The sequence below is a fragment of the Candidatus Zixiibacteriota bacterium genome, from assembly GCA_035380245.1.
GTDB lineage: Bacteria > Zixibacteria > MSB-5A5 > GN15 > FEB-12 > DAOSXA01.
In genome coordinates, this window is record DAOSXA010000002.1 from 845,840 (window position 1) to 872,093 (window position 26,254).

A 26,254-nucleotide genomic window follows, 5' to 3' on the forward strand; every position below is an offset into this window, starting at 1 on the left:
TCTTAGAAACAAATAGTCGGCGCCGGACCATCCGAAAACATATAGGACACGAGATAAACCAGATCGCCGATATCGATTACCTGGAAAATGTCGCCGTCGACACTCGCTTCCGGCAAACAGGGCGGTTCGGGGCCATCGTTAAACATGTAATTAACGAGGTAAACCAAGTCCGAGATATCGATAATCTGATCCGGATCGTTGTTGATATTCCCGGTGATTCCCTGACAACAGCCGAAATAGCCAACCTGGCCATCCTCGACAGCCGGTGTGTATTCGGCCATATCGCCGGAGAATTTCGGCATATACTGCGTGGCGTAACCATCCAGAATTATACTGGTCACCTGTCCCACCGATGCCGAGCCCACGATATGATAATAGAGCTTCAATAACGGGCCTACCCCCGGTTCCAGATCCGACGATGAGTTGTATTCGGAGTTCATTATTCTGAAACACATCATGGCGTCAGAGACATAATTGATCTGTGAGGCCATTTCGAAACCTTCGGTTCGACAACCGGCCACGGAGAAGGAATCATAATCGAGATTGAGTGTCCCGCTGTATTCGACGGGGATACGGATATCACTCAACAGACAGTAATTGCGGCCGTATACGTCCACTTCGACATCATGAGTGGTAGAACCGACCGTTATCTGATCCACCCACATTGTGTCGGCCAGCGCGGCAATGTAATCATACCGAGTATGACTGCGGACATCCTCTCCTGCTTCTACTTTGATCGTAACATCATATAATCCCGGTTCTTCATAAGTATGGGTCGGATTCTGGACAAAGGCCGAATCACCGTCGCCGAAATCCCAGGTCCATTGATTTACGGCCAGTCCTGAAAGTCCCTGGAATTCCACATCCAGCGGAGACCATCCGACACAAGTGTCGGCCACCAGGTAAGCGCCGCCGTGGTAGTCAACGTAGCAGGCAGAGTATCCGATGCTGGCACAACCGTAAGGCATGCGCATATAACCGTCTTCACCCCAGTTAGTCCCCCATGAGTTGCGCATGATCCAGATCCCGGCGTCGCCCTGGTTGTCGTCCCAGCCGACCAGAAGAACGGCATGGTTGATTTCACCGGTAGCACATGAGTTAAAAATACCACCGCCATAAGCCTGCATCGAGCTGGAGGAATGGACCGCCACCGAAATCGGGCCATAAGTGTAAATCGCTTCCTTGAGCGATTCTACGGACGGCACGCCGCCGGATGTCCCGACATAAGCCCAGCCCTGAATCGTATACTCGCGGTTGTATGGACAACCGCAGGGTAACTCCGTGGCGACATAAGGAAATTCATCTTCCATCACTGCGCCGACGCCACCGCAGGCATCGGGTTTCCACTCGAGATAATCATGGCACCACCAGCCCCCTTCACAATCGAAGCCGCTGGTGTTGCAACTGAGAAGCCATTGCTCCGACAGATCGACCGTTACCAGGTCACGGACTTTGATATTACATTCCAGAGCACCCAGCGAAGAGAAAGCCCAGCAACTACCGCAACCGGCCTGGTTGCGAATTGGCGGAAGACCGCCGTTATCGCGCCAATCGAAGGCATCGGGCAAAACACTCGTGGCTTTGATGTCATTGAACCGGGCATTCTTCTCCCAGCCTTCCGGGACAACCAATCCGGTCAGTTGTTCCAACGGCACCTGGGTCGCGGGATTGGCGGTTATTTCGAACGTCCAGCCTTCTTCGACAGCCTGCTGCCGGAGCTGGTCAAGATCGTCGGCGGTTAATTGTGCGAGGGAGATAGCCGGCAGTAAAAACACCAGCAGTCCAGTCCACAAGAGCTTCTTCATTAGTTTCTCCATCCACGCTTCGGGCGTCATCACGGCAATACCGGCGCCCTTCTTTCTCAGACTCTATCTTTCCAAGAGTGGTCAACAACCACCCTTCTCGGCAAGTTTGTTGTTCCGTTCGGCTATTTCATACAATCCGGCTGGAGCGTCGATCCTTCATGAAACATATTTTGAACCATATAACCTGTGTCGGCAATATCAAGCCGACAGGAGCCGTAAACATTTACCCGGTGATAGAAAAAACCACCAGAAGACAAACAAAATGAACACGTGTCATCAGCGGCTTTACAAGTCACTTTGAATCTCCGGCGGTAAGTTTATAACACGCTACTCATAAGTACGGCAATGTGTGTACCAGGCCCGGTGAGGTGGGGGCCGATCTTTAGCATATACTGCTATAAGTTAAGAATCACTATGGATTTGGTCAAGACAAAAGGGGGACATCAAGAGGCCGGAGAACAGTTCCGGAGAAAGAAAAATCAAATACGGATACCGCGTTGGAAAGGCTTGAATTGAGGACTTTCGGAATCTGCGCTGTCGCGTTTTATCGCAATCGACCGGTCAGCCGGCAAACTGGGGAAATCAGCAGTGGAAGCAAGCGCTAAATTGTCCGAGGACTTAACGAGTGCAACCGCGATCTGAAAATGACGACTGTATTCTTTTACCAGTTTCATGCGCTCACTGTCGGGCGCGAGGTGACGGGTTTTTCCGGTAAAAGCAAACACGAACTCGGGATTGGAGCTGTACACCTGAAGCTGCCTGATCCGCTCCTCCCCTAACTTCGATTTGAGGAATTTCAACAAGGCGAAAAAGGCCCCAAATTCCAGGTCAATACGCTCACCTCGAGCACGGCAACGAAACAGGATTCCAAGAGTCGGAATGGCAAAAACCAACATGCCGCGGCAAAATCCACGATCCTGAAGATCAGGGTCCATCTCAGAATTGATTATGCCGGCAAGGTAACATTTAACGGGGGTGTTTTTCTCTTCGCTCATAGCGAAGGTCACAGCAAGCTCAATGCCGACCCTCCGCTGCCAAGCTAAGACAATGGCAAATAACAGATTAGCTATATCGACAAAATTCTCTCGCCGCCGGCCGCTTCACAGTCTGCGCAACCGATGACACACCATCAGTCGATTGATTTCTCCAGTTCCTGCCGCAAATCAGGGCGGGCTTCGAGATATTTCCCGGAGGCAGTAGCATAGACCTGATCGTCACTTCCGCGCACTTCACCCTCGGTAAAGAACATCCGGCCCTTCCGCTTCACCACCCGTCCCGTAATAATCAGATGGTCCCCGGTCCGTACCGGCGCCAGAAATCTGACAGTCATTTCGGCGGTAACGGCGTAGATTTCATCGGCCAGAATAGCTTTGATCATGACCTCATCCAACAAAGCCGACAGAACACCACCGTGATATATTCCGGCATAGCCTTCATACATCCGGTCCGCTTCGATTTCGGTAAAAGCCTTCTCACCGTCGAAAAAGAATCGCGCCTTTAGACCGAATTCATTCAGGTCACCGCAAACAAAACAGCGGGAGTATTTAAGAACTTCTTTCATACCGTCTGTTATAGGCTCTCCGGCGATCTGAGGCAAGCAAAAAGGCCCGACAGCGTGCTTACTGACGGGCCCTAAAAAAGCTTTAGCAGGTTTACTGCGGGACGTTGCAGATCTGCTTGGAGTATTTCCAGGTTACACTGTTGCAAGTGGCTGTAACAGCCATAACACCGTTGGTGAAATTCCCGGTAAAGGTCCACTCGGTGTTAACAGGATCATTGGTTCCGTTCTGATACGTCATATCCACGGTTGCGGAGACCGATCCGGACACCGGGCACTGTCCCCAACCGGCATAAGCCGAATAATCAATCGTCAGGTTGGTAACCTCGGCGTCGATGGTCAGATCGCGCCAGACGGTAGAATCGTTGTAAACAACCTTGTTATGGATAGCCAGATCATTGGCGCCGTTGATCGTCGCCTGCCCGCCGTCAAGACCCGAGAAACGGTAGTCGGAATAACCGTTCAGGATATTGTGCGAACTGACAGTGTCAACCACGTCGTAATCCCAACGATGGACGAACACCAGGCTGTCGCAGTCGGTCGGCGATTGCTGGGCGTTTCCATTCTGGATGAACTGCACCGAGTCACGCAGCGAAGTGGCGTAGTTGGTAAAATGTTTGGCGATGTAAATAACGTGCCAGCCTTGCTCGTAGGTTACGCTGACCACATCATCGCCGTCGGGATCGACAGCGTACTGAGCTGGGATGATCGTGCCGTCGCCGGTCGAGATCCCCTGCAGAGTATTCATGCCGTTACCCACAAACTCCAGAGTGGAATCGACAAACGACTCCACCTGTTCCTGAACGGCCTGGAATTCCGGATCGCTCAGGGAGCCGAGGTTGGAGTTGGTTGAAGTTTCATCGTCGCCGCAACCGGCCATCGCGAAAATAATTAACGCGAAAAGGCCCAAGACGAGTGAACTTACACGAAAACGCATGCTGCGTCTCCTTTCGCTTTGTCGCAGTTCCCGTCCCGGGCCGGGAGAATCAGGCTTACTGGTTCAGAAAAACCATGACCGCTTTTTGGATATGAAGTCTGTTTTCCGCTTCGTCAAAAACCACCGACTGTGGTCCATCCATGACCTCGTCCGTGATCTCCTTACCTCTTTCAGCCGGTAAACAGTGCATCACAATCGCCTTGGGATCCGCCAGCGCCAACAGGGAACTGTTTAGTTGATATTTCCTTAACTTTTGTTCCTTTTCCTCTGCCAGATGTTTCTGCCCCATTGAGGCCCAAACATCCGTATAGACTACATCGGCACCCGAGACGGCTTCTTTAGGATCGGCCGTGACCAAAACATCACTGTCGGAGTTGGTCTTAGCCCGTTTCAGTATCTCGGAATCGGGGTGACAATCATCGGCCGTGCCTATCCGCAGATCGAGCGGAATCAGGGAAGCAAGGTTCAACCAGGAGTTCACGATATTGTTGCCGTCGCCGACATAAGCGACGCGGTAGCGGTCTTTTTTCTCGAGATGTTCCAGGGCGGTGTAATAATCCCCCAGAATCTGGCAGGGGTGCACCAGATCGGTCAATCCGTTAACCACCGGCACCGAGGCGTATTTGGCCAGTCCTTCGACATCGGACTGCTTGAAGGTACGGATCATGATCGTGGCGACATAGCGTGAAAGAACCTGGGCGGCGTCGGAGACAGATTCGCGCTGGCCCAGCTTGATCTCATTGTCGGTAACGTACAGGGCATTGCCGCCTAACTCGTTGATACCCACCTCGAACGAGATTCTCGTCCGAAGCGACGGCTTGGTAAAGATACAGGCGACGGATTTCCCGGCAAACGGCTTGGGGGCAATCTCACCTTTTTTCATCCGCGCACAAAGATCGAATATCTCGATTACTTCGGACGCGGTGAAGTCGGTTATCTGACAGAGAGAGCGAGGCATGGTTCCTCCGCGGTCTTGGGGTTGGTCTTCTATTCAAAATCGGGCCAATAAAAAGATTAACCGTCTGATTGTCAAGTCCCGTTCCAGCACGGCTATGTTCCGGAGAGAACATGTCGGAGACTGTTCTGTTTTATCCTTGCTCGGCGGCAGTGTCGGGCCTATGATCGTAACGGCATTACTTTCAAGTAGATATGCCGAATCATGAGACTGACATACAACAGGGATTCCCATAATCGACACTGTCGAATTTCGACCAACAAGGAGGTTATCCGGTGAAAAACTCCCTCATCATCATTGTTATGGCGATGATGATTCTGGCTGCAGGTGTCGCGGCTGAAACCGAATTTGATTTTTCGGGGCAAATAAGAATCAGGGACGAGGCGGACGGAAAATCGTTCACCAGTTCCGACGCCATGTTGAATTTCGTAGATATGAGGACCAGGATCAATCTCGACGCGAAAGTCAACGACAATGTCCGTGCTTACTTACAAATCCAGGATTCTCGACGCATGGGTCAGTTCGATGAAAACGGCCGGCGTCTATCAGGAGAACTCAACGACGGTCACAACCTCGACCTGCATCAAGCCTATGTCGAGATCGACCGGATCGGTTTCGAACGGCTCTCTTTCAAAGCGGGCCGGTTCGAGTTCGTCATGGGCAACGAGCGGGTGTTCGGAGCGGTCGGTTGGTCGAACGTCGGTCGGGTCTGGGACGGGGGACAGCTCTGTTATAAAATCGACAAGAACCGTGCTATCCTGTTCGGCCTCAAAGCCGCCGAGCGTGACAATGAATACTACAACGCCGATTTCGACATTTTCGGCCTGAACCTGGTCTGCGATTACCTGCATCTGGATGCCTTCGCCTTCTACGAGTACGATGCCGACACCAGCAACTACTACGAAGGTATCAATCGGCTGGACCGGATGAACGTTGGTTTTTATTATCAGCGTCAGTTCGAACAGTTGGATTTCACGATGAATTTCGCCTACCAGTTCGGTTCGATGGCTCCCGGTATCTGGGAAGTAACGGCGCCTGATAACAATACCGAAGAGTTGGACATTGCGGCGATGATGTTTACCTTCGAGGCCGGAATTTCTTTCGAGGGCTCCCTCCTGCGTCGCGTTGCTGCCGGTATCGACTACAGCTCCGGTGACGACAACGATGGCGACAATAAGTACAAAGCGTACACCAACAGCTACTACACCGGCCACGGAGTGCGTGGCTTTATGGATTATTTCGTGGACGTCAGCGGTACTCACTACGAGGACGCCGGATTGATGGACATGATGTTTCGACTTGAAATTATTCCCCGGAATGATTGGACGATCAAGTTGGACGGCCATTATTTCAAAACCGCCGCCGACTATCGAAATCCGTTTACATCCGAAGCAACAACCGACGTTGGCACCGAGATAGACCTGACTGTTACGACCGCCATAATTCAGAATGTCGGGCTGGCTTTCGGAGCTTCTATTTTTTCTCCCTCTGATCCTTTTTCAGGCATCAGAAACTCAGATCAAGGCTATTGGCTTTACGGACAAGCAACAGCCGATTTCTAAAATATACCAGTCTGGCAAGTACAACCACCGGGCAACTCCGGTGGTTGTACTCAATTAAATTTCTCATTATCCTCGGCTCACTAACATCTGTATCACTCGCTATTTTAGGCTTGCCTACGCAACTCCGGAGTGTAAACTTACGTATAGCTTAGGGTATAAGTGTGCCGACCAGATGGACACACTGGACTGAAGTTATTTAGAGACAGCCAATTAGACTGTCATAGAGAGTAGTGAATTGAGCAAGAAGAGTGTCATCTTTGGAGCGATCCTGATCTTTATCGGGGTGATTCTGATCGCCAACACCCTTGATTGGATCTGGTTCGATTTCGGTGATGTCTTACGAGCTCTTATACCGATCGGGCTGATCGTGCTCGGTATCTGGCTGATAATTCGCCGCTCTCGCAACCGGCCGGAACAACCCAATAGTCTCAATATCAGCAATGAATTTGTCGGTACTTCGGGACAAGTTCACTCCGGACCGCCACCACCGCCGCCGCCTCCGCCTCCCCCGTCGCCGGGCGAACAATCTTTCACGAGCAGCAGTTTCACTGAAACCGATCAGACGTTTCATCGGGACACCGATGAACAACACTTTCAGTCGAGTGAATCACCCAGCCATTCTCAACCGGGCAAGTTGCGCTATGCCAAAACGTTCGGTGATATGTACATCGATTTCAAAGATGTTCCCATGCAGAATGTCGAGGTATCCCTTGGAGTGAGTGACCTCGAAGCGCAATTGGCCGGTTGTCGTTTGGAACCGGGTTTGAATCGTCTCATCATTTCCAGCTTTATCGGGGATGTTCGGCTTTTTATCCCCAAGGACCTTCCCTGCCAGGCTCACTGTTCCAATTCTATCGGAGATATAGACCTGGCCGGCAGATTTTCCTCCGGCTTCGGCAATAATCTGGAATGTCATACCCCGGCGTATGAAGTGGCCGACGCCAAGCTGTACATCGCCGTCAACAGCTTCATCGGCGATATTAAAATCTACAGCGTCTGACGCTGCCTCCCCTACAGAATGTAACGACTAAGATCCTCGTTTTCGAGAATGCTGTTAAGTGCTTTTTCAACCTGTTTAGCCGTGATATTGACTTTCTTGCGACGCGCGGGGATTTCGAACAGGATATCTTCCAGTAGCGTCGTCAACACCGTATGCAAACGACGGGCTCCGATATTCTCCGACTCGTTGTTCACCCGTTCAGCGTAATCGGCGATTTTTTTGATGGCCGTCTTGTCGAAAGACAACTCCACTCCTTCAGTGGCAAGAAGGGCCTTGTATTGCTTGACCAGGGCAGCTTTGGGCTCGGTCAGAATACGTTCGAAATCCTCGGCGGTCAACGAATCCAGCTCGACTCGGATCGGGAATCGTCCCTGCAGTTCAGGAATCAGATCGGACGGTTTGGTGCCGTGAAACGCTCCGGCGGCAATGAACAGAATATGATCGGTATGAACCATACCGTATTTCGTCATCACGCCGCATCCCTCGACAATCGGTAAAATATCGCGCTGCACTCCCTCGCGACTGACATCGGGCCCCGACTTGGAATCATCCGAGGTGATCTTGTCGATTTCATCTATGAAAATAATACCCGCTTCCTGCACACGCTCCAGGGCTTCGGCTACAACATCGTCCATGTTGATTAACTTGTCCAACTCCTCGTTCATCAGATAGCGGCGAGCGTCGGCAATTGTCATTTTTCGGCTGCGCATCTTCTGAGGCATCAGACCCGAGAACATCTCCTGGAAGTTCACCCCCAGCTCTTCCATACCCATCGGAGAAAAAATCTCCATCGTCGGATATTGCCGCTGGGGAGTTTCTAGCTCAACCTCACGATGGTCGAGTTTGCCGGAGTCCAGCATCTCACCGAACTTTTCTCGGGTCTTCGAGATCGAATCCGATTCATTTGCTTCAGGCGGTGCGGAACGAAGCGGTCGCGAGGGCACCAGTAACAAATCAAGAAGCCTCTCGCGGGTGTGAAGCGCCGCCTTTTCGGTCAACGATTCCGATTTTTCGCGTTTGAGCATGGAGACGGCAATATCAACCAGGTCGCGCACCATCGATTCCACATCACGACCGACATAACCTACTTCAGTGAACTTCGAAGCCTCAACTTTGACGAACGGCGCGCGTGCCATCTCAGACAAACGCCGGGCGATTTCGGTTTTACCGACTCCGGTCGGGCCGATCATAATAATGTTGTTCGGCATGATCTCGGCACGTAAATCACCGACGACATTCTGGCGTCGCCAGCGGTTACGGAGAGCGATCGCAACCGACTTTTTCGCCTGATGCTGGCCGACAATATGTTTATCCAGATGCTCGACAATCTCTTTCGGCGTGGGAGAATTATTCTTCATTTTATGACTTCAACCTTGATGTGCTTGTTGGTGTAGATACAGATATCCGCAGCGATTTCCATAGCTGTCCGAACGATCTTCTCGGTGGTCATTTTGGGATTGGCCAGACGTAACGCTCGGGCTGCCGCCAGAGCATAGGGACCACCGGATCCAATCGCAACGATACCGTCATCCGGCTCAACCACATCACCGGTGCCGGACAGCAGGAAAATATGCTTCTTATCGGTAACGGCAATAATTGCCTCCAAGCGCTGGAGGATCTTGTCGGTGCGCCATTCTTTGGCTAACTCCACGGCGGCTCGTTGCAGCTTGCCGGGGTATTCTTCGATTTTCTTTTCTAGTAATTCGAACAATGCCAACGCATCGGCCGCAGCCCCGGCGAAACCGGCCAAAACAGCCCCATCCTGAATCGTACGGATTTTGACCGCCTTTTCCTTCATGATCGTGTCGTCGAAAGTGACCTGTCCGTCACCGGCCATGGCTGCCTGACCGTTATGAATCATACCGATAATCGTGGTACTGCGTATCTTCATCTTATTAACTCCTCACGAATTGCTTCCGCTGCGAGGGTGAGCTTTACGATACACCGCCTTCATTGTCTCGGCGGTGACATGCGTATATTTTTGCGTCGTCGACAGCGACGAATGCCCCAGAATTTCCTTGATCAACATCAGGTCGGCGCCGTTTTCCAGCATGTGCGTCGCGAATGAATGACGCAAGGCATGGGGAGTGAAACTCACCCCGCGGGCCAGCCCGAACTTGCGAACGATCCGATCGATCGAACGCACCGAAAGCCCCTCGCCGCTACGATTAAGAAACAAGTACGGTGACTGGGATTGTTTCGTTTCAGCGAATTCACGGCGATGTTTCAGATACTCACCGAGGTCGATAAGAGTCTGCCTCCCGACCGGAACGAGGCGGGTTTTATTCCCTTTACCGGTTACGGTAATCAGCCCCCCGCGTTGATCGAGGTCGGCCAGTTTCATTCCGGCCAGTTCCTCACGACGCACCCCGGTCGCATACAACAACGCCACCATCGTAAAATCACGGCGAAAACTGTAAGAACGAGCTTTGTCGGCAGGCGTGTCGGCGTCGAGCAGACGAGCGAGATCATCCTGTGATACGAACTTCGGCAAACCGGCACGGTATTTCATGGTCGGGAGTTTGAAAATATACTTCCCCATCCGTTCTGATCCGGACAGATAACGTTGAAAACTGGATAGAGCCGAGATAAATCGGGCCAGTGATCGGTTGGACAGCTTTGCTTCCATGCGCTCGCGCAGGAATAAACGCAGGAAGATCGGGTCGTTCTTGCGAGAGCCGGGTAATTGCTCGTATTGGTGGGTTAGAAATTCCACCCAGCGCTCCAAATCGCGTTTATATGCCTCGATCGTTTTACCCGAACAGCCACGCTCATCTTTAAGATGGCACAGGAATTTTTCCAGAGCCGCTTTCAACATGACGTCAAGATATCTAACCGGCCCGGTTTAATCAAACAGTGATTTGCTGAGTCGGATCAGGAAGTGGCGCCGACCTTTTCAGGCTCCGGGGTATCGTTCTGCTGTACCGGGACTTCAGTCTTACATTCCGGGCAGCGGAGGAAATCCCCTTTCTTCTTAGAGGTCTTCAACACCATGAAAGGATAATGGCAGGCAGGGCAGGCCTGATTTACCGGCATATCCCAGGAAGCATAATCACACTTAGGATAATTGGAGCAGCCGTAGAAGATCTTATGGCTACGGGTTTGCTTCTCGACCAGTTGGCCGCCACAGCCTTCGCGCGGGCATTTGACGCCAATTGTGATTGCCTTGGTGTTTTTGCACTCGGGATAGCCCGAACAAGCCATGAAACGGCCGAAACGCCCGGTTTTGATAACCATGGGGCGGCCGCATTTTTCGCATTTTTCATTGGTTTTAGCCCGAGCTTCTTCTTCCGGTAAAGGTCGCGTGTTGCGGCATTCCGGATAGCTCGAACAGGCCAGGAAACGTCCGTTACGACCCCACTTAATAACCATGGGAGAGCCGCATTTCTCGCACTTTTCCTCGGTCATTTCGACCATCGACTTTTTGATCTCCCCCTCTTTCCCCTTCAATTCCTGCAGGGTATCATTGAACGGCCCATAGAACTGCTGCATCAGCTTGACCCAGTCGAGACTTCCTTCCTCGACCTGATCCAGTTCCTTTTCCATCTCAGCCGTGAATTTGACGTTGAACAGGTCCGGGAAATTGTCGACCAGGATTTTATTCACGGCTCGACCGAGATCGGTTGGATGCAGCTTACGTTCCTGGACATCGACATATTTCCGATCCTTGAGGGTGGAGATGATCGTTGCATAAGTGGAAGGGCGACCGATGCCGTCCGCTTCGAGTTGCTTCACCAGAGACGCTTCCGAAAACCGTGCCGGAGGCTTGGTGAACGACTGCGAAGGCGTTAAACCGAGCAACTTCAGAGTTTCATCAATAGCCAATTTGGGAAGATTGTCCAAACCGTTGCCATTGCCGTTGCCGTTGGCATCATCAGCCTCTTTGGTTTCCTGATAAACGCGCAGGAATCCATCGAACTTGAGTTTCTGAGCAGTCGTGCGAAGCAGAAAACGTCCGGCCGTGATATCCACCGTAGCGACATCATAAACAGCCGCATTCATTTGCGAAGCAACGAACCGGTTCCAGATCAATTGATAGAGCTTGAACTGCCGGGGGGTAAGTTTCTTGCGAAGTTTCTCGGGTGACAGACTCATATAAGTCGGCCGGATCGCCTCGTGGGCATCCTGGGCACGCCCCTTACGGGAATACTGCACCGGTTTCGACGGCAGATAGGCATCACCGAATTCTTTGCCGATATACTTCCGAGCCGCTCCGAGAGCTTCTTTGGCAATACGCGGCGAGTCGGTTCGCATATAGGTGATCAAACCGGTGGGGCCTTCCTTGCCCAACTCGATACCTTCATAGAGCTGTTGGGCGACAGTCATAGTCGCTTTGGGAGTCAAGCCAATAGCACGAGCCGCTTCCTGCTGTAACGTGGAGGTAATAAACGGCGGCAAAGGACGGCGAACTCGTTCGGTTTGCTTGAGATCGGCAACCCGATAAGTCTCCTGCTCCAGCTCCTTGATATAGCCCTGACATTCTTCTTCCGAGCCGATCGTAATTTTGCCGGCGGTTTCTTTTTCCTGCGGCGCAACTACGGTTCGGTCATCTATCTTTGTCAGCCGGGCCTTAAACTTCTCTTTGTGCTGAGTCTGCAGATCAGCCTCGATCTGCCAGTATTCCTGCGGTTGAAAGCGAGCGATTTCTTCATCCCGCTCACAAACCAGCCGGAGCGCGACCGATTGCACCCGACCGGCCGAAAGACTGTGGGTAATAGTTTTCCAAAGGAACGGTGAAACCGTATAACCGACCAACCGATCCAGCACCCGTCGGGCCTGCTGGGCGTTGACCAGATTAAGATCCAGTTCGCGCGGATTGGCGATAGCTGACTTTACAGCCGATTCGGTGATTTCATTAAAAGAAACTCGCAGTACCTGGGTGTCCTTACCCGGCTTCAAATTGTTGGCCACATGCCAGGCAATGGCCTCACCTTCGCGGTCGGGATCGGGAGCGAGATAAATTGTATCCGCTTTCTTAGCGGCTTTTTTCAACTCGCTGATAACCTTTTCTTTTCCCTTGATAACATTATAATCGGGCTGAAAACCGTGTTCAACGTCAATGCCCAGTTTCGATTTGGGAAGATCAATAATGTGACCGATCGTAGCGAGGATCTGGTAATCCTTACCCAGAAAACGGGCAAGTGTTTTCGTTTTGGTCGGTGACTCTACGATTACCAGGTTTTTTGACATGCGAATTCCTATGCTGCTGTGTGAAACAGGTCTTAGCTAACTACATCGAATCGGAACGGGAAAACTTTACTTTTCCGGAGAGAACATCTTTGAGGGCAACGGCCGTAATTTTGCGGGCATCGATATCAATCGACGGGTCTTCTTCAAGGCGTTCAAGGGCTTGCAGGCGTTTCGTGTTTAAATAACGGGCGTGCTGCGCAGCAATAATTACCGCCTCGTAATTGTTCAAGCCCTGCTTATCCAGGCCTTCAATTGATTTAATCGGCATGTTTACCTCCAGTTCGAATAACGAACGACTAACCGGCAATCTTCTTTATTTGTTCCCCCTTCAACCGTTCGGTTCGGCAGAAGTGGGCCTCTATTATACACAAAACCTGACGAGTTGCCAAATCAAGATCCTGATTAACGACGGCATATTCAAACCGTCCGTAAAGTCTCATCTCTCGTTTGGCGTTTTCGAATCGGACCTGAAGCTGTTCCCGAGTCTCGGTGCCGCGTCGTTTCAGGCGACGGCGCAATTCAGTAATCGAAGGTGGAAGAACGAATATGGTTATAGCGTCAGGATATTCCTTCTTTAACCGAAAGGCCCCCTGAACATCCACATCCAGAAGCATCACCCCCCCGTTGTGCCGGACGTTGTCGAGAGGTTTGCGGGGAGTACCGTAATGATACAGATGGACCGGGAAATGCTCCGCGAAGAAATTCTTTTTGACCAGTTGCTGGAATTCATCCTCAGAAACGAAAAAATACTCGCGGCCGTTGCGTTCTCCCGGTCGGCGCGAACGTGTCGTATAGGACACCGAGAACTGCCAGCCATCGTTTCGACGTTTACGAGACAACAAGCGTCGACAGATCGAGGACTTGCCTCCACCCGACGGCGATGAGATAATGACGACCCGGCCCGGTTTGACCCGGGGGCGTGGTTTGGTCCCGGCTGTTTTATTCAACGTTCTGGACCTGCTCCCGTAACTTCTCGATATCCTCCTTGATCGATATCGCCAGACGGCTGATTTCGATCTCGGAGCATTTCGCGGCGATTGTATTAGCTTCCCGGTTCATTTCCTGAAGAATGAAATTCAGCTTTTTGCCAATCGGACCGGTCTTTTTAAGGTTCCTTTTGAACTGCGCCGCATGGCTTTCCAGACGCGTGCATTCCTCGGAAATATCAGTCCGCTCAGCCATAAGGGCAACTTCCGTTTCCAGGCGAACCTGATCTGCCACCGCCGAGCCAAGAAGATCCTCGACCTTCTTCGTAAGTTTTTCCCGATAAGCCTCCACCGCGGCTCTCGAGGATTTTTGCACTTCGGCGTTGAGTCGCTCGATATTATGGATACGAGCTGTCAGGTCGGCCGCCATAGCTTTGCCTTCGTTGGTACGCATCCGCACAAGACCGTTCAGAGCTTTATCGGCGACTTTCGAAAGCGCTTTCCAGATAACTTCATCGGGTTCACTAATTGCCGATGCCGTAGCGATTTCCGGCAATACCAGGAGGTCTTTGACCGACACCTCTCCGGTTAATTTCAATTTTTTGCGAAGTTTCTGAAGCTGATGGTAATAGGTCTCAGCGGCTTCGATATTAATTGGGTAGCGCGATGGGGACCCATCGGGTTCATCGAAATTTACGAACACATGAATCTTACCGCGATTTAACTTGGTCTTGATCAGATCACGAAGACTCAACTCCATCGAGGAAAACTGGCGTGGCAACCTGATGGAAATTTCAAGGAAGCGGTTATTGACACTCGACATCTCGACCGTAAAAACCCCAACCTTGCTGGAATACTCGGCTTTACCGAAACCGGTCATGGAAAGCATACTTCTACACCCTTATTTAGACAGGGGATCAAAATAGACTGTTCGGCCCAAATGTCAACCGTAAACTAGTGGAAGCGAAACGAGCTGATTACTCTACCGGCTCTTTGAGAGCGGCCTCAATCAACCGCCCCGAAGCGGTTTCGCGAACAGTCGACTGGGTCAAATCGGACAGCATACGCAGTTTTTTGTCGATTCTTCGCGCTGAAGAAAGAATCACCCGTGCTTTGTCGATAGTGCTTTTATCCAGATTATCGGCATCGGACATTATCAACTCAGCCGTTCCCAAAATGGTCATCAGAGGATTATTGATCTCATGGGACAAAGTTGCCGCAGCGGCTTTAATCGCCTCATGGCTTTCAGGAGCCGTCACTATGGACCCATCGTTTATTTGAGACGGATGGAGCCCATCTTCCCAAAGAATCTCCTCCACCACTTGCGAAACCGACTCGGGAAATCCGGAATCGATGGGGAGATAATCAACAGCACCCGCTTTAAGGGCTTCGACCGCCAGTCGCTCGTTACCTGCTTCGGCAACCGCTATAACCGGTGCGGGAATTGACTCCACACGGATTATCTCAAGGAACTCAAGACCACTCAAATCGGGCAATATCAGGTTGAGAATAACGACCGAGAACTGCTCACGCCGCAGGAGCGACAGAGCATCCTTAGCCAATGCCGTCGAGATCAAACGAACCCGGCCCAGGCGTCGAGCCAGCTCCCGCTCTACCAACGGCGCCAATAACTGGTTTTCGTCCACCAGCAGGACGTTCTTGGGACACAACATACTATAGAGATCGAACTAAAGACGAGGCAGACGGATACGAATTGTCGTACCGCTTCTGCCGTCCGATTCAGCTTCGATATCACCCTGCATAGATTCGACCAGAGCTCTGATCAGGGCCAGGCCGCGACCGTTCCCGGGAGGACTTTGTGGCCGACGTCCCGGAATATGGAAATACGGTTCGAAAATATCACTCAGATACTGCCGGGGAATCCCCGGACCGTTATCGGTAATTTCAATAAACCAATTCTCTTCCGCCGCTCGGCAAGTCAGTCTCAAATTAAGTCGCTCATCGACACAATACCGCAGGCTGTTGTCGATAACAGCTCCGAATATCGTCCTGAGTTTATTGCGACAGGTTCTGATTTTAGGTAAATCGGAACAGCGTGCCGTTACGGCGATATTCGGGAAACGAGGCTGTATCGCGTCGAGACATGATTTGAAAAGCAACTTAAGGTCGGTTTCCGCCGGTTCTTCCTGAGACCGCTCATATTCGGCCAGTCGGCTCAAATCACTGGACATACCGAGCAATTGCCGTGATGATTCCAACAGCATTTCAATCGAACGGTTTCCTTCATCCCCCAGTTGGTCAAACAACACATGCCCCAGTTCACCAGCCGATTTCTCAATCAACGAAACCCGTGAGACCATCGTCGTAAGTGCTTTTATCCAGACGTCGTGATTCCTGTTCGATCCCGGTCCTGAGAAGGTTTCTTCCGAATAGTACGGGATCATGACAAAACAAGCGGAATAGTCACCTGGATCGAAAACCAGGCGGATAAGGACCAAATCCATCATTTGTCCGGTCGCTGCCTTAACGGTGATTCTGAGATCGTTTTGTACGGTGTCATTCGACGAAGGCTCGAAATGATCTTTCACCAGGGCCGCCACTTGCTCTTTATTGCCGCTCAAAAGACAATCCAGGAACTGGTGATAATCATCTCCCAGTTCATCCGATCCGGCAAGACGAGCAGCACTCGAGTTGTAACCCACTACAGCACCGTCGCGTTGGGTCAGCACGGCGCCGATTCCAAGGCTCTCCAGAAAACCGATCGTGAACTTGATATCCACCGCCGGATCACCGTCCCGGTCATCATCAGACGCGAACAAACGCGCCACGAGCTCCAGTCCGAGATTGATTCGACCGATTGCCTGACAAGCGACCTCCGATTCGGTCTCTTCTTCAAAAAGCAGACGCAGTAAATAAGCACTGTGACCGTCGCAGATCAGCGGAGCGACAAACTCGTTCGGGGCAACTCCCGATAATTCAATTGCTCTGCGAACGTCATCCTGATCGGTGAAATCATATCGTTCCGATGATACCGCCACCTGCCGATGCAACGGTCCGGCGGGCGGAATCGAATCGAAACTGAACGGTGCATTGATTTGATCGGTGGCTCCGGCACGGGGCTCCAGATTCTCGCCGTCGAACAAATAAACCGAGGCCTGTCTAGCACCGGCCAAACGGCGGAATGCCGCCGTCAGCGGTTTCAGATCGCAACGCCCGTCAAGATTTATGAGGTCGTTAACAAAATCCTTCAAAGCCGTATCTGTCGTGCAGACCACTGAACTCTCCGAGTTCAACGCAGCCGTGTCACATACGAGCTGGAAATTTACCGGATTACCGGCGATATAGTTCAACGAGACCACGGCACGCGCCCGAATCGGTTTCGATCCAACGGCTATCAGAGTGATATCGGTCGCATCGAAAAACGATTCGTAATGGTTGCGTTGAGTAAGAAGTTGATTGATACGATCCTGGGAGTCAGCATCCAGAAACTCTGTAATCGAGCGCCCAAAGAGGTTTTCCTTGGTGCATTCGAGCAGGTTCTCGATTTTGTCATCTATATAGACAAACCGCCCCTTGAGATCGATCTTGCATACAGCACACCTGGTGAAGCCGATGCCGGTCTCAACCGTTTTGTCCGCCATGTTTAAGCACGCTTGCTAATCAAGTTTCAACAGCTTCAACAGAGCGGTGGCGTTCTCGGCGGTCACATGCACCATGTAGATACCCGCAGCTACGGGCTCACCGGATTGTGATCGACCGGGCCACGCAACTCTGTCCCATCTTGATATAGCATCGGCAGATACGGACGAGGCATTGACTTTTTCCCATATTTTTTCACCGGCGACGTTGTAAATCGAAACGCTTTTAATCGTCCCGGCGGTATTGTCGGCATAAATATAAACAGTATCTCGAAACGGGTTAGGACCGGCATAAATGGCGTGATCCGACCTCCCTGAAGTCTCCAGCACTAATTCCGCAGTATCGGCGACACCATCGGCGGCGGCACGCAGGAAAAACGTCTGCCGATAAGGCGCGGATTCCAGCCCGATCATAGTTACCGTAGCGGTACCGTCGCCCTTATCCAGCAAAGTGACACCTTCGGGAAAATCCCAGCCGTCGATCACCGGAGCTGACTCAATCCCACCGGCCGCGGTCACGGTAACTTCAGCCGTTTCCCCCACTCGTACCCGAAAATCGGGGAGATCCTCGAAATGGGCATAACTCGCTGCCTTGTAAGCATCAATAACACCCCAGCCGAGATCGTTATTGGGATTCCCGGCAAGGCTGGCGGTAGTCTTAAGTTCTTCAAAAACCTCATGCGCGGTCATATCGGGATTGCGCTGCATGATTAACGCCGCCACACCTGCCACAGCCGGAGCCGCGAACGAGGTGCCGCCGACATAACGATAGCCTCGGGCCGGCTCCGCCCTGAGAGTAATGACATTGACTCCCAGCGTTGCGACATCCGGCTTGATACGGCCATCGGCAGTCGGTCCCGGTGAAGAGAACGAAGTAACGGAAGAATCGCTGTAAGTAGCCCCCACCGCCAGCACCGAATCACCGTCACCGGGGAAACTGATTCTCCCCCAGAGACTGCCGCGTTCGTTGCCGGCCGAGGTGACCACCAGGATATTGCGAGAAGCGGCCATATCGGCCGCAATCGTGATATAAGCCGTGTTGCCGTCGAGATCGATATATGAGTAGTCTACATCGTCCTGCCAGTTGTGGTAACCGAGCGACGAGGTAATGATATCCGCACCGAGAGAATCGGCCCATTCCGCGGCGGCAATCCAATTGTCCTCCTCCACTCGGATTTCCGTAGCGTCGCAGGTTATCTCGGTCTTGGCGAGAATGAAATCAGCCGCCGGAGCAATCCCGATAATCTCATCCGGGACATTAGCGGCAATAACTCCCAGCGCCCAGGTGCCGTGGGAGTTCTGAAAATTCGATTCCGTATTGTTTTCACATTCATTGCCGGTAACATCGACCCTGCTGTTGATAAAATCGTAAGTGGCAATAATCGACGCCGAATCCAGACCGGGATGTTCGATATCATAACCGGTGTCAAGCACGGCCAGGCGCACCCCGTCACCTTTTATCCCAAGGCTATGTACGATCGGAACATTGATAAATTCGTTTTGCAAAGCGGAGTAGCCATAGACAGAATCAGCCAGGTTTTGCGCCGGAGATAATACCGGACGTTCTGTCGGCAGCGACGGCAGCGACGCATTATAAGTGTGATGGACATCGATACTGTCTACGAACGTATAAGTAGCCACCTTACTCAAAGCGGCAGCATCCGCCTCGATAGAGACCGCCTTGAGCCAGCGTGAGGCTCGTCGAACGGTCAAACCGGCGTCAGTTAACGAGTCCAGAATTTCCGAGGCTACCGGGAAATCCAGGCTGTCGAACACTACTCCGGCTTTCGCTCGCCTCAACAGGGCCGCCTGAGTGAATGTCACCGGCGTCTGCGACCAGCCCTCGGAATTGATAAACACCCAATAAATGTGCGGATAGTCAGCCGTTGCAAGACGACGCGCCGAAGAAGTCAGCTTGTCGTTGGCCTGTAAAATGGTCGTTATCGACAGAAAAACGATTAAGAATATCGCGGCTACTCGTGACAAGGTCCCACGCTTTCGTTCGGGCTATATTCAATTATCGGACGAACCGGTCGTGTCCGTGTTTAACTCAGTTGGTATGGCAGCCTGGACCGCCTCTATTACATCGTTGTAGCTGATCGAACCATAGCGATGCTTCGTCAGGAAATCACGCACAACCGAAACGAGCATTTCATGGCCGATGGCTTTTTCGTGACGCCCGAGGAAATTTATCGTTTCGTATGGCTCTCTTTGATAGGGCATCTCCGGCGCCACTGCTATCTGCATGAACTGCAGCAGGTCCCAGGGTTCCCGCGTGAGAATGTCATAGTATGGACCGAATGCAGGCATGAGGTAGCTTTCGGCGATGGAGCGAATAACACCTTCGACCAGAAATGTCGTATCCGGGTCGAGTGTAAACAACGAACCGAACGGACCGGTATAATCCATATAGTCGCCGGCCACAAACCTGAGAGCGGCATGCGGTGGCGGACCGAAGTTACGATCATAACGCTCCAGGATTTTTTTCGCTACGGAGATACCATGCCCGCCCCAGACCTCGGCTTGATCGGGGCTATAACACACATCCAGAACGACGCCATCGACAACGGTGCGATCTCTTATGAACCGAGGAGCAAACACCAGCGGGAGGTAGTATTCGTTTTCCAGTCGCACGAAGAAGCGTTTCCAACCGCCTTCAAATTCCGGGGTGTAACGGCGTCCCAGATATGTCAGTTGATGGGCATTGAAGAGATCAACATAAACACTATCTTCGGTCATCGATGGAAACAAACCAAATATCTCTTTCTCGTTGACCAATTCCCCCGGCGCAACCATATCCCAGGAACTGTCGACCGCGATCGACACCGTAAAGCGTCCCAGAAGCGGACCTTTCGGCTCTAGTCCCTGTTTGCCGTTGATCCAGACTGAGTCTTCACCAAACTCAACTATTTTCGGGAACCAATCGTTAAAGGATACCGGCCCGTTCTCGTCCGACTTATTCCCGGATCGCGACCGTATTGTCCCCATAAAAAAAGCCGTTTCATTCGGCCTGATCAAAACCGGCAGGTGAATACGGATAACATTATCGTTCAATTCAATCTGATCGACGGTCAACGGGACACCCTGAAACAACAGTGAGTCGATCAGGCAATACCCGCTCCGACTCCCATCCAGTTCTGCCAGCCAACCGGCATCGACCGAGTCCGGTTCAGGACGCTGAGAATCGCGCCGTGTTCTTATATGGAGGGGAAGTTCCTCACCTAAACAGACATCCGTCAGCGTATCGTTCGAATCATTTCGAAAGGTAATCTCAATCCGACCGCTGACAAAACCGGAGTCCGGAAAAGCCTGCATTTGCAGGCGATACGCAACCGGCGGCACATGAAAACTACCCGGTTGCGGAAAATCATGACCGCGATGTTGAGCCGAAACCGATACCGGGATACTGCCTAATCCCAGCAGACCAACAGCCAGAATGACCGAGGCAGCTTTTTGAAACGATTCGAACATGATGTCTTCTACTTATTCAGCAATCCCTTCAGAGCATCTTCAAGCTGCCCCTTGGCTCCATCTTTGAGCGCTTCGGAGAGGTCAATTCCTACCTTCGGCTTATCAACCGTACCCGACACCGTCAGCGGCAGCTTGATGCGTTTCGTGGCGCTCTTGCCACCGAGCAGCCCGCCTAGCGCTGAAGTTACTCCGCTTTGGTTCATCAGTTCGGAGGTCATCGACTCGGACAAGAACAACGAACCGTTGTACGAGATATCACCGTTGAAACCATAGAAACCATCGAGCGTCAGATCGCCGATATTGCCAAGAGAGGTTTTGAGCGCGTCAACCATCACCTTGCCGTCCTGCACCTTGATCTTGGAAGCTAGATTCTTCAGCGTCTGTTCCTTTTCGATGGATTTGCCCGCTTTCTCAGCCAGGCCGCTCAAAGCCCCGAGCATGGCGTCCGGCGTAACCAGTTTCCCCTGATTCATGTCGGCATTACCGTCCACCGTGAGGGCATTCAGAAAATCTTCCGGCTCCCAACCGGCAGCGTCATAGGTACCGGTCAGATTAACTTTGCCGTACACCATGCCGCCGAAATTGGAAAATCGAGACACGAAATCGTTCGCCTCAATGTCCTTAGCTTCGAACGAGCCGTCGTATTTAGGTTGTTCGAAATCGTTGAGGTCAATAGTCGTCGTACCGCTGACCTTGCCGGTGTAAACATCCGCCTCGATATCCCAGCATTCGATCACCAGATCCTTGATCCGCACACGCCCGGTCACATTGGTAAAATCCATCTCGCTGTAAACGAGCGAATCAATGGCGAACCGCCCGCGACCGTCGAGATCGGGCAGAATCAGCGGCGGGGTGGAATCGACCGGCAGCGTGCTGCGGTTGGTGCCGGAGCCGGGCACCGCCTCGGGGAACATACGGTCGAAATCGAAACGACCGGATTCGAGCACGAATACGAACAGCGGCTTTTTGACCTTGGATCGATCTACTACATCCAGCGGCAAAAGGTACGGGAAAGGATCGGACAATTTCCCCTTAAGGGAGATATCGCTGGAAACGAACTGCACCTCGAACGACTGGATATCTATCGTATCCGGGGTGATTCGCATCTCGGTTGAAAAATGTTCGACCGGCTCGGGCAGGAGCGAGTCGCGATAGAACGCATCTCGGACCGCCAGACTGCCCTGGGGTTTGAAATTGGATTGTTTTGAAGCATCTCCCGCTAATTTGATATCGAACTCCGCCGTGCCGCCCACTTCCGGCTTGCCTGCTTGCGGAAGGAATGGAGCAACGAGTCCCAACGCCAGCTTACCGGCGATTTTTCCGTCCACCGAGGGAACCACGTTGGCGGCGGCAGCCGAATCGGCCATCAGGTAGGGAATCAGATTGTTGATTCGCCCTGAAAATGAGACTTTCCCCGAGGGCATATTAGCTACAAAATCATTTACCCGAGTCAGGCTGTTGTCAAAATAGGCATCCAGCCTGAAATTCTGAATCGGCTCAGGGATTACGGTGCTGTTGTATTTACCGCTGTCGATTTTGATATTACCGGAGAACTCAAGCTGTTCCGGTTTTTCCACCAACCCGGCAAACTTGGCTGAGAAACTCATATTGCCGGACAGATCGGTGTTTTGATCGGCTGGAAGAAACGGTTGCACGAACGCCAGATTGAGCCGACCGGCCAGCTCACCGTTGATTGCCGGATTATCGAAATGATCGACGATCACATATCCCTTGAGCGGCTCACCATCGAAAGTACCGTCCTCAATGTTCATACGAAGATTATCCGGTTCGAAATCCACCAGTGCTTTCTCGAGTTTCAGCACTCCCGGAATATCGGCCATCTTCATGGTTGTCCGTCCGATCGTTGCTGTTCCGCTGTATGAGAGACCGTCTTCGACCGCGCCGTCGTATTTCACATCGGCGTCAAGGGTGAACTGACCCGTCAGGTCAATCCCCTCAAGCAGTTCGGTTTGACCGGCGGGCATCAGATTGAACAGGTCAGCCACGTCGATCGCTCGTGATTTGATATTGCCGTTCGCAGAGAGGGCCTCTCCCCCCAAGTCGACTCGACCGGTTAAATCGAACGCGAGACCGTTGATCGTGAGTTCCGTTTCGTCAACGGCAATACTCTGATGCCGGAAATCATACTCGGCCTTGTAATCCAGACCGACCTGAAATCCGCCGTAAGTTTCCCCTGAAGTGAAGTAAAGCGAGTCAATCCGGAGTTTTCCCGATGACTGATAGATACCTTCCCGAGGCGTAGTTAACGAGGTTTCCAATCCCAGCCCCAGCAGTCGAGCCGCTACCCCGGAGGAGTCATCGCGGTATTCTACCGCACCATCCTCTATCTGCAACTTATCGAATGTCACCGCCGCCATTGCCGTTTTGGCCTCGGCGGGCACATCCTTAACCGCCTCGGTTGGGGCGTTTTCATCGACTGTCGCGAAGGTGTAGTTGTTCGTTCCGTCAGCCTGCTTGGTCATGGAAATGCGCGGTCCATTGACAATCAACCGGTCAACCGCCAGGTCACCGGTAATAAGCGGCAACAGTTGCAGTTTGACGTCGATATTGTCGGCCGCCAGAAAATTCCCATCTTCCATGTCCGGCGGATTACTCACGAATACACCCTCGAGCTTGATTCCCAATCCGCCCCAGAGGGAGACATCGATTCCATCGATCTTGATCTGCCGTCCGAGTTTGGCCTCGCCCTCCTCGATAGCCATGGCTTTGATCTTGTCGGCCGGGAGAAATATCTTGAGTGCCAGAAAAGCCAAAAGAAACAGGGCCATAACAATTCCAGCCAGCCAGGCTAGTATTTTCAGCAGTTTCATATTCTCGCCTCGAACGTTTGGGGTTCGGTCAAAGACTCACATTTACTCATTGTACACTAACTGAGTACGAACGGGCGATCAATTAAAAACGGGGTTGCTACCGGCGGGACAAGTTCCCCGAGACCTGCCACCGGTTGCCCCCAATCGCGTACGGATTGTTGACAAACCTCAATCGCGGCAGAGACAAGCCCCGCCGCTACGCGTTAAAGAGCCCTAACCTCGCGTAGCGGGCAGCTTTGTATCGCCCGCATTACAGTTGTGTTTTACTGAATATCCGCGTGTATGACTTTTTCAACACTCCCCGTAGCCGGGAGACTTGTATCCCAGGCTGAAACAACAAAGCCGCCGAGCGGAGACGCCCGGCGGCACACTTGGCGGGACATGATTTTTCGTGGGCGGCAGACGTCCTCGTCTGCCCCATGCGCCCGCGCCGTCGCGATAGAAACCCGGCCTAGATATCGATCCCTTCACCCGGCTTGAGAATTACCACCTCGGAGCCTTTGACCTTGGAAGCAAACTCTTCCGGCCTGGCGGCAATCGGCGGCCAGGTATTGTAATGGAACGGCACGACTCTTTTGGCCTGCACGAATTCGGCCGCCTTAGCGGCATCGTCGATTCCCATGGTGAAGTTATCTCCGATCGGCAGAAAGGCCAGATCGATATCGTTCATGTCGCCGATCAGCTTCATGTCGTAGAACAGACCGGTGTCGCCCGGATGGTAGATCGTCTTGCCGCCGATATACACGAGGAATCCAACCGGCGGACCGGTGTAGCGGGAGGCATCGGGGCCATAACCGCCGCCGTGATGGGCGATAGTCAGCTTGACCGCACCGAACGGGAATTTGAATTTTCCACCGATATGCATCGGATGAACCTCACACCCTTCACCGGCGCAGAGGTTCGCCAGTTCAAAACCGGCAATAACGGTAGCCTTGTTTTTTTTGGCAATGGTGATACCGTCGCCGACATGATCGCTGTGGCCGTGAGTAATCAAAACGTAATTGGCGTCAATTTCATCCGGGGTAGCGGCCGCGAGCGGATTACCGGTAAGAAAGGGATCGATAATGAGTTTGTGTTCGCCTTCCTGAATGGTCACACAGGAATGGCCGAGGAATCTTACATGCGGCATATTGGTTTCCTCCTGGAATATGTTGAATTCGACTTGATTTACAAAAAAACGGCCGACATGTGGTTTGTCAACAATCGGTCATGAGCTACCCTATCACGCCGCCGCCGAGAAGAATATCGCCGTGGTAAAACACCGCCGATTGCCCCGGCGTCAAAGCCCGTTGTCGCTCGTCAAAGATAACTCGCACGGAGTCCTCGGTCAACAGTTCTACCCTCGCCGGAGCGGCCTGGTGTTGATAGCGAATTTTCACGTCGGCACGGAAACCGCCGTCGATCAGAGGAGGTGTGAAATCGGAATCGTTCAACGCGGCAGGTCTCGGAGAGGCCTGCCCTACAGAAGAGTGGGCCGCATCTGATGCTGGCACCGTAGCGTCGGGATCGAACGCCTGCCAAACCATGCGCTCGACTGTCATCTCGCGCGAGAACATGGAATACTCATCCCCCACTATTACACGGTTCTCGACCGGATCGAGCCTCTTGACATACAGCGGGGTCGGATAAGCGATCCCCAAACCGCGACGTTGTCCGATCGTGTAAAAAGCGATCCCCTCATGTTTACCGAGCACTGCCCCGTTCTCGTGCACGATCTCCCCCGACTTGAAACTGCGCCCCTGTTTGGCTTCGTATTCGCGTAAAAAACGATGGTAATCATCATCGGCCACGAAACAAATTTCACGCGACTCTCGGCGCTCCGCCGTTCGCAGCCCGTGCCGGCGAGCGACCTCGCGCACCTCGGCCTTGGTCATTCGTCCAAGCGGCATCAGCGTTCGGGATAAAGCCTCCTGCGAGAGTCCCCAGAGAACATAGCTTTGATCGCGAGTGACATCGACTCCCTTACGAGTAAAAAAACGCCCCCGGTCGGTTTCGCCGATACCGGCATAATGACCGGTGGCGACATAATCACAACCGACCTCCGCCGCCTTGCGCAGAAACTCACTCCACTTAATATGCGAATTGCAGCGGACACAGGGATTGGGCGTACGCCCCGCCTTATACTCGTCGATAAAATTCTCGATGACATCTTCCTTGAACGAACGCGACAGGTTCAAGACATAAAACGGCGCCTCGAGATCGGCGCAAACGGCGCGACAGTCGTTGACGGCATCGAGCGAACAACAGCGGCCGTCGCGATAGACATCCTCTCCCCCGACATCGGCATAATCCCAGAGCTTCATGTGAGCCCCGACGATATCGTACCCCTGCTCTTTCAACAGAAGGGCGGTGACCGAAGAATCGACTCCGCCCGACATCGCCACGAGAACTTTTCGGGGCATCGCGCTCACTGCTCCCAA

Annotated in this window: 21 protein-coding genes; 2 read left to right on the forward strand and 19 right to left on the reverse strand. The window is 52.4% G+C overall.

Going from position 1 to position 26,254, the window contains the following annotated elements; genetic code table 11:
* Window positions 1-2: 2 nt before the first annotated feature.
* The 5 genes from PLF13_08710 to argF all read right to left on the reverse strand — a co-directional run bounded on the left by PLF13_08710 (window position 3) and on the right by argF (window position 5,258).
* Entirely contained in the window at window positions 3-1,805 is a 1,803-nt protein-coding gene (locus PLF13_08710; protein ID HOP07356.1) for a C1 family peptidase, read from the reverse strand.
* A 479-nt stretch (window positions 1,806-2,284) separates the two neighbouring features.
* Complete coding sequence (locus tag PLF13_08715; GenBank protein HOP07357.1) at window positions 2,285-2,800, reverse strand: hypothetical protein; 516 nt, start codon at window positions 2,798-2,800, stop codon at window positions 2,285-2,287.
* A 134-nt stretch (window positions 2,801-2,934) separates the two neighbouring features.
* Window positions 2,935-3,366, reverse strand: a complete 432-nt coding sequence (locus PLF13_08720; GenBank protein HOP07358.1) for a PaaI family thioesterase — start codon at window positions 3,364-3,366, stop codon at window positions 2,935-2,937.
* A 91-nt stretch (window positions 3,367-3,457) separates the two neighbouring features.
* Entirely contained in the window at window positions 3,458-4,300 is an 843-nt protein-coding gene (locus PLF13_08725) for a hypothetical protein (protein ID HOP07359.1), read from the reverse strand.
* A 55-nt stretch (window positions 4,301-4,355) separates the two neighbouring features.
* Window positions 4,356-5,258 (reverse strand): ornithine carbamoyltransferase, encoded by a 903-nt coding sequence (gene argF, locus PLF13_08730; GenBank protein ID HOP07360.1) that lies wholly within the window; start codon window positions 5,256-5,258, stop codon window positions 4,356-4,358.
* A 272-nt stretch (window positions 5,259-5,530) separates the two neighbouring features.
* Between argF and PLF13_08735 the strand changes: the two genes are divergently transcribed.
* Window positions 5,531-6,817, forward strand: a complete 1,287-nt coding sequence (locus tag PLF13_08735) for an alginate export family protein (protein ID HOP07361.1) — start codon at window positions 5,531-5,533, stop codon at window positions 6,815-6,817.
* Window positions 6,818-7,052: 235 nt separating this feature from the next.
* On the forward strand, window positions 7,053-7,817 hold the full coding sequence (locus tag PLF13_08740) for a LiaF-related protein (protein ID HOP07362.1): 765 nt from the start codon (window positions 7,053-7,055) through the stop codon (window positions 7,815-7,817).
* Between the two features lie 11 nt (window positions 7,818-7,828).
* Here PLF13_08740 and hslU read toward each other — a convergent pair whose 3' ends face one another.
* The 14 genes from hslU to mnmA form a co-directional block, all read right to left on the reverse strand.
* The gene (hslU, locus tag PLF13_08745) at window positions 7,829-9,175 is read right to left on the reverse strand and encodes an ATP-dependent protease ATPase subunit HslU (protein HOP07363.1); all 1,347 of its coding nucleotides are present in this window, start codon (window positions 9,173-9,175) and stop codon (window positions 7,829-7,831) included.
* Window positions 9,172-9,708: an ATP-dependent protease subunit HslV gene (gene hslV / locus PLF13_08750; protein HOP07364.1), complete on the reverse strand. Its 537-nt coding sequence runs from the start codon at window positions 9,706-9,708 to the stop codon at window positions 9,172-9,174. Before hslV ends, hslU begins: the two co-directional genes overlap by 4 nt.
* Window positions 9,709-9,720: 12 nt before the next feature.
* The gene (locus PLF13_08755; protein ID HOP07365.1) at window positions 9,721-10,635 is read right to left on the reverse strand and encodes a tyrosine-type recombinase/integrase; all 915 of its coding nucleotides are present in this window, start codon (window positions 10,633-10,635) and stop codon (window positions 9,721-9,723) included.
* Window positions 10,636-10,691: 56 nt separating this feature from the next.
* Entirely contained in the window at window positions 10,692-13,007 is a 2,316-nt protein-coding gene (gene topA / locus PLF13_08760; GenBank protein HOP07366.1) for a type I DNA topoisomerase, read from the reverse strand.
* A 40-nt stretch (window positions 13,008-13,047) separates the two neighbouring features.
* Complete coding sequence (locus PLF13_08765) at window positions 13,048-13,275, reverse strand: hypothetical protein (protein HOP07367.1); 228 nt, start codon at window positions 13,273-13,275, stop codon at window positions 13,048-13,050.
* 28 nt (window positions 13,276-13,303) lie between these two features.
* Window positions 13,304-13,954 (reverse strand): guanylate kinase, encoded by a 651-nt coding sequence (gmk, locus tag PLF13_08770; GenBank protein HOP07368.1) that lies wholly within the window; start codon window positions 13,952-13,954, stop codon window positions 13,304-13,306.
* Window positions 13,947-14,822: a YicC family protein gene (locus PLF13_08775; protein HOP07369.1), complete on the reverse strand. Its 876-nt coding sequence runs from the start codon at window positions 14,820-14,822 to the stop codon at window positions 13,947-13,949. Before PLF13_08775 ends, gmk begins: the two co-directional genes overlap by 8 nt.
* Before the next feature lie 88 nt (window positions 14,823-14,910).
* Complete coding sequence (locus PLF13_08780; protein ID HOP07370.1) at window positions 14,911-15,606, reverse strand: response regulator; 696 nt, start codon at window positions 15,604-15,606, stop codon at window positions 14,911-14,913.
* A gap of 15 nt (window positions 15,607-15,621) precedes the next feature.
* On the reverse strand, window positions 15,622-17,535 hold the full coding sequence (locus PLF13_08785; GenBank protein ID HOP07371.1) for a PAS domain-containing sensor histidine kinase: 1,914 nt from the start codon (window positions 17,533-17,535) through the stop codon (window positions 15,622-15,624).
* A 15-nt stretch (window positions 17,536-17,550) separates the two neighbouring features.
* A complete protein-coding gene (locus PLF13_08790; GenBank protein HOP07372.1) occupies window positions 17,551-19,518 on the reverse strand; it encodes a S8 family serine peptidase in 1,968 nt (655 codons plus the stop codon).
* Window positions 19,519-19,545: 27 nt separating this feature from the next.
* Window positions 19,546-21,003, reverse strand: coding sequence for a hypothetical protein (locus tag PLF13_08795; GenBank protein HOP07373.1), 1,458 nt, complete (start codon window positions 21,001-21,003; stop codon window positions 19,546-19,548).
* Between the two features lie 8 nt (window positions 21,004-21,011).
* Window positions 21,012-23,834, reverse strand: coding sequence for an AsmA family protein (locus tag PLF13_08800; protein HOP07374.1), 2,823 nt, complete (start codon window positions 23,832-23,834; stop codon window positions 21,012-21,014).
* 451 nt (window positions 23,835-24,285) lie between these two features.
* Window positions 24,286-24,963 carry a metal-dependent hydrolase gene (locus tag PLF13_08805; protein HOP07375.1) on the reverse strand — a complete coding sequence of 226 codons (678 nt, stop codon included), beginning with the start codon at window positions 24,961-24,963 and terminating at the stop codon, window positions 24,286-24,288.
* An 85-nt stretch (window positions 24,964-25,048) separates the two neighbouring features.
* Window positions 25,049-26,236, reverse strand: coding sequence for a tRNA 2-thiouridine(34) synthase MnmA (mnmA, locus tag PLF13_08810; GenBank protein HOP07376.1), 1,188 nt, complete (start codon window positions 26,234-26,236; stop codon window positions 25,049-25,051).
* Window positions 26,237-26,254: the final 18 nt, after the last annotated feature.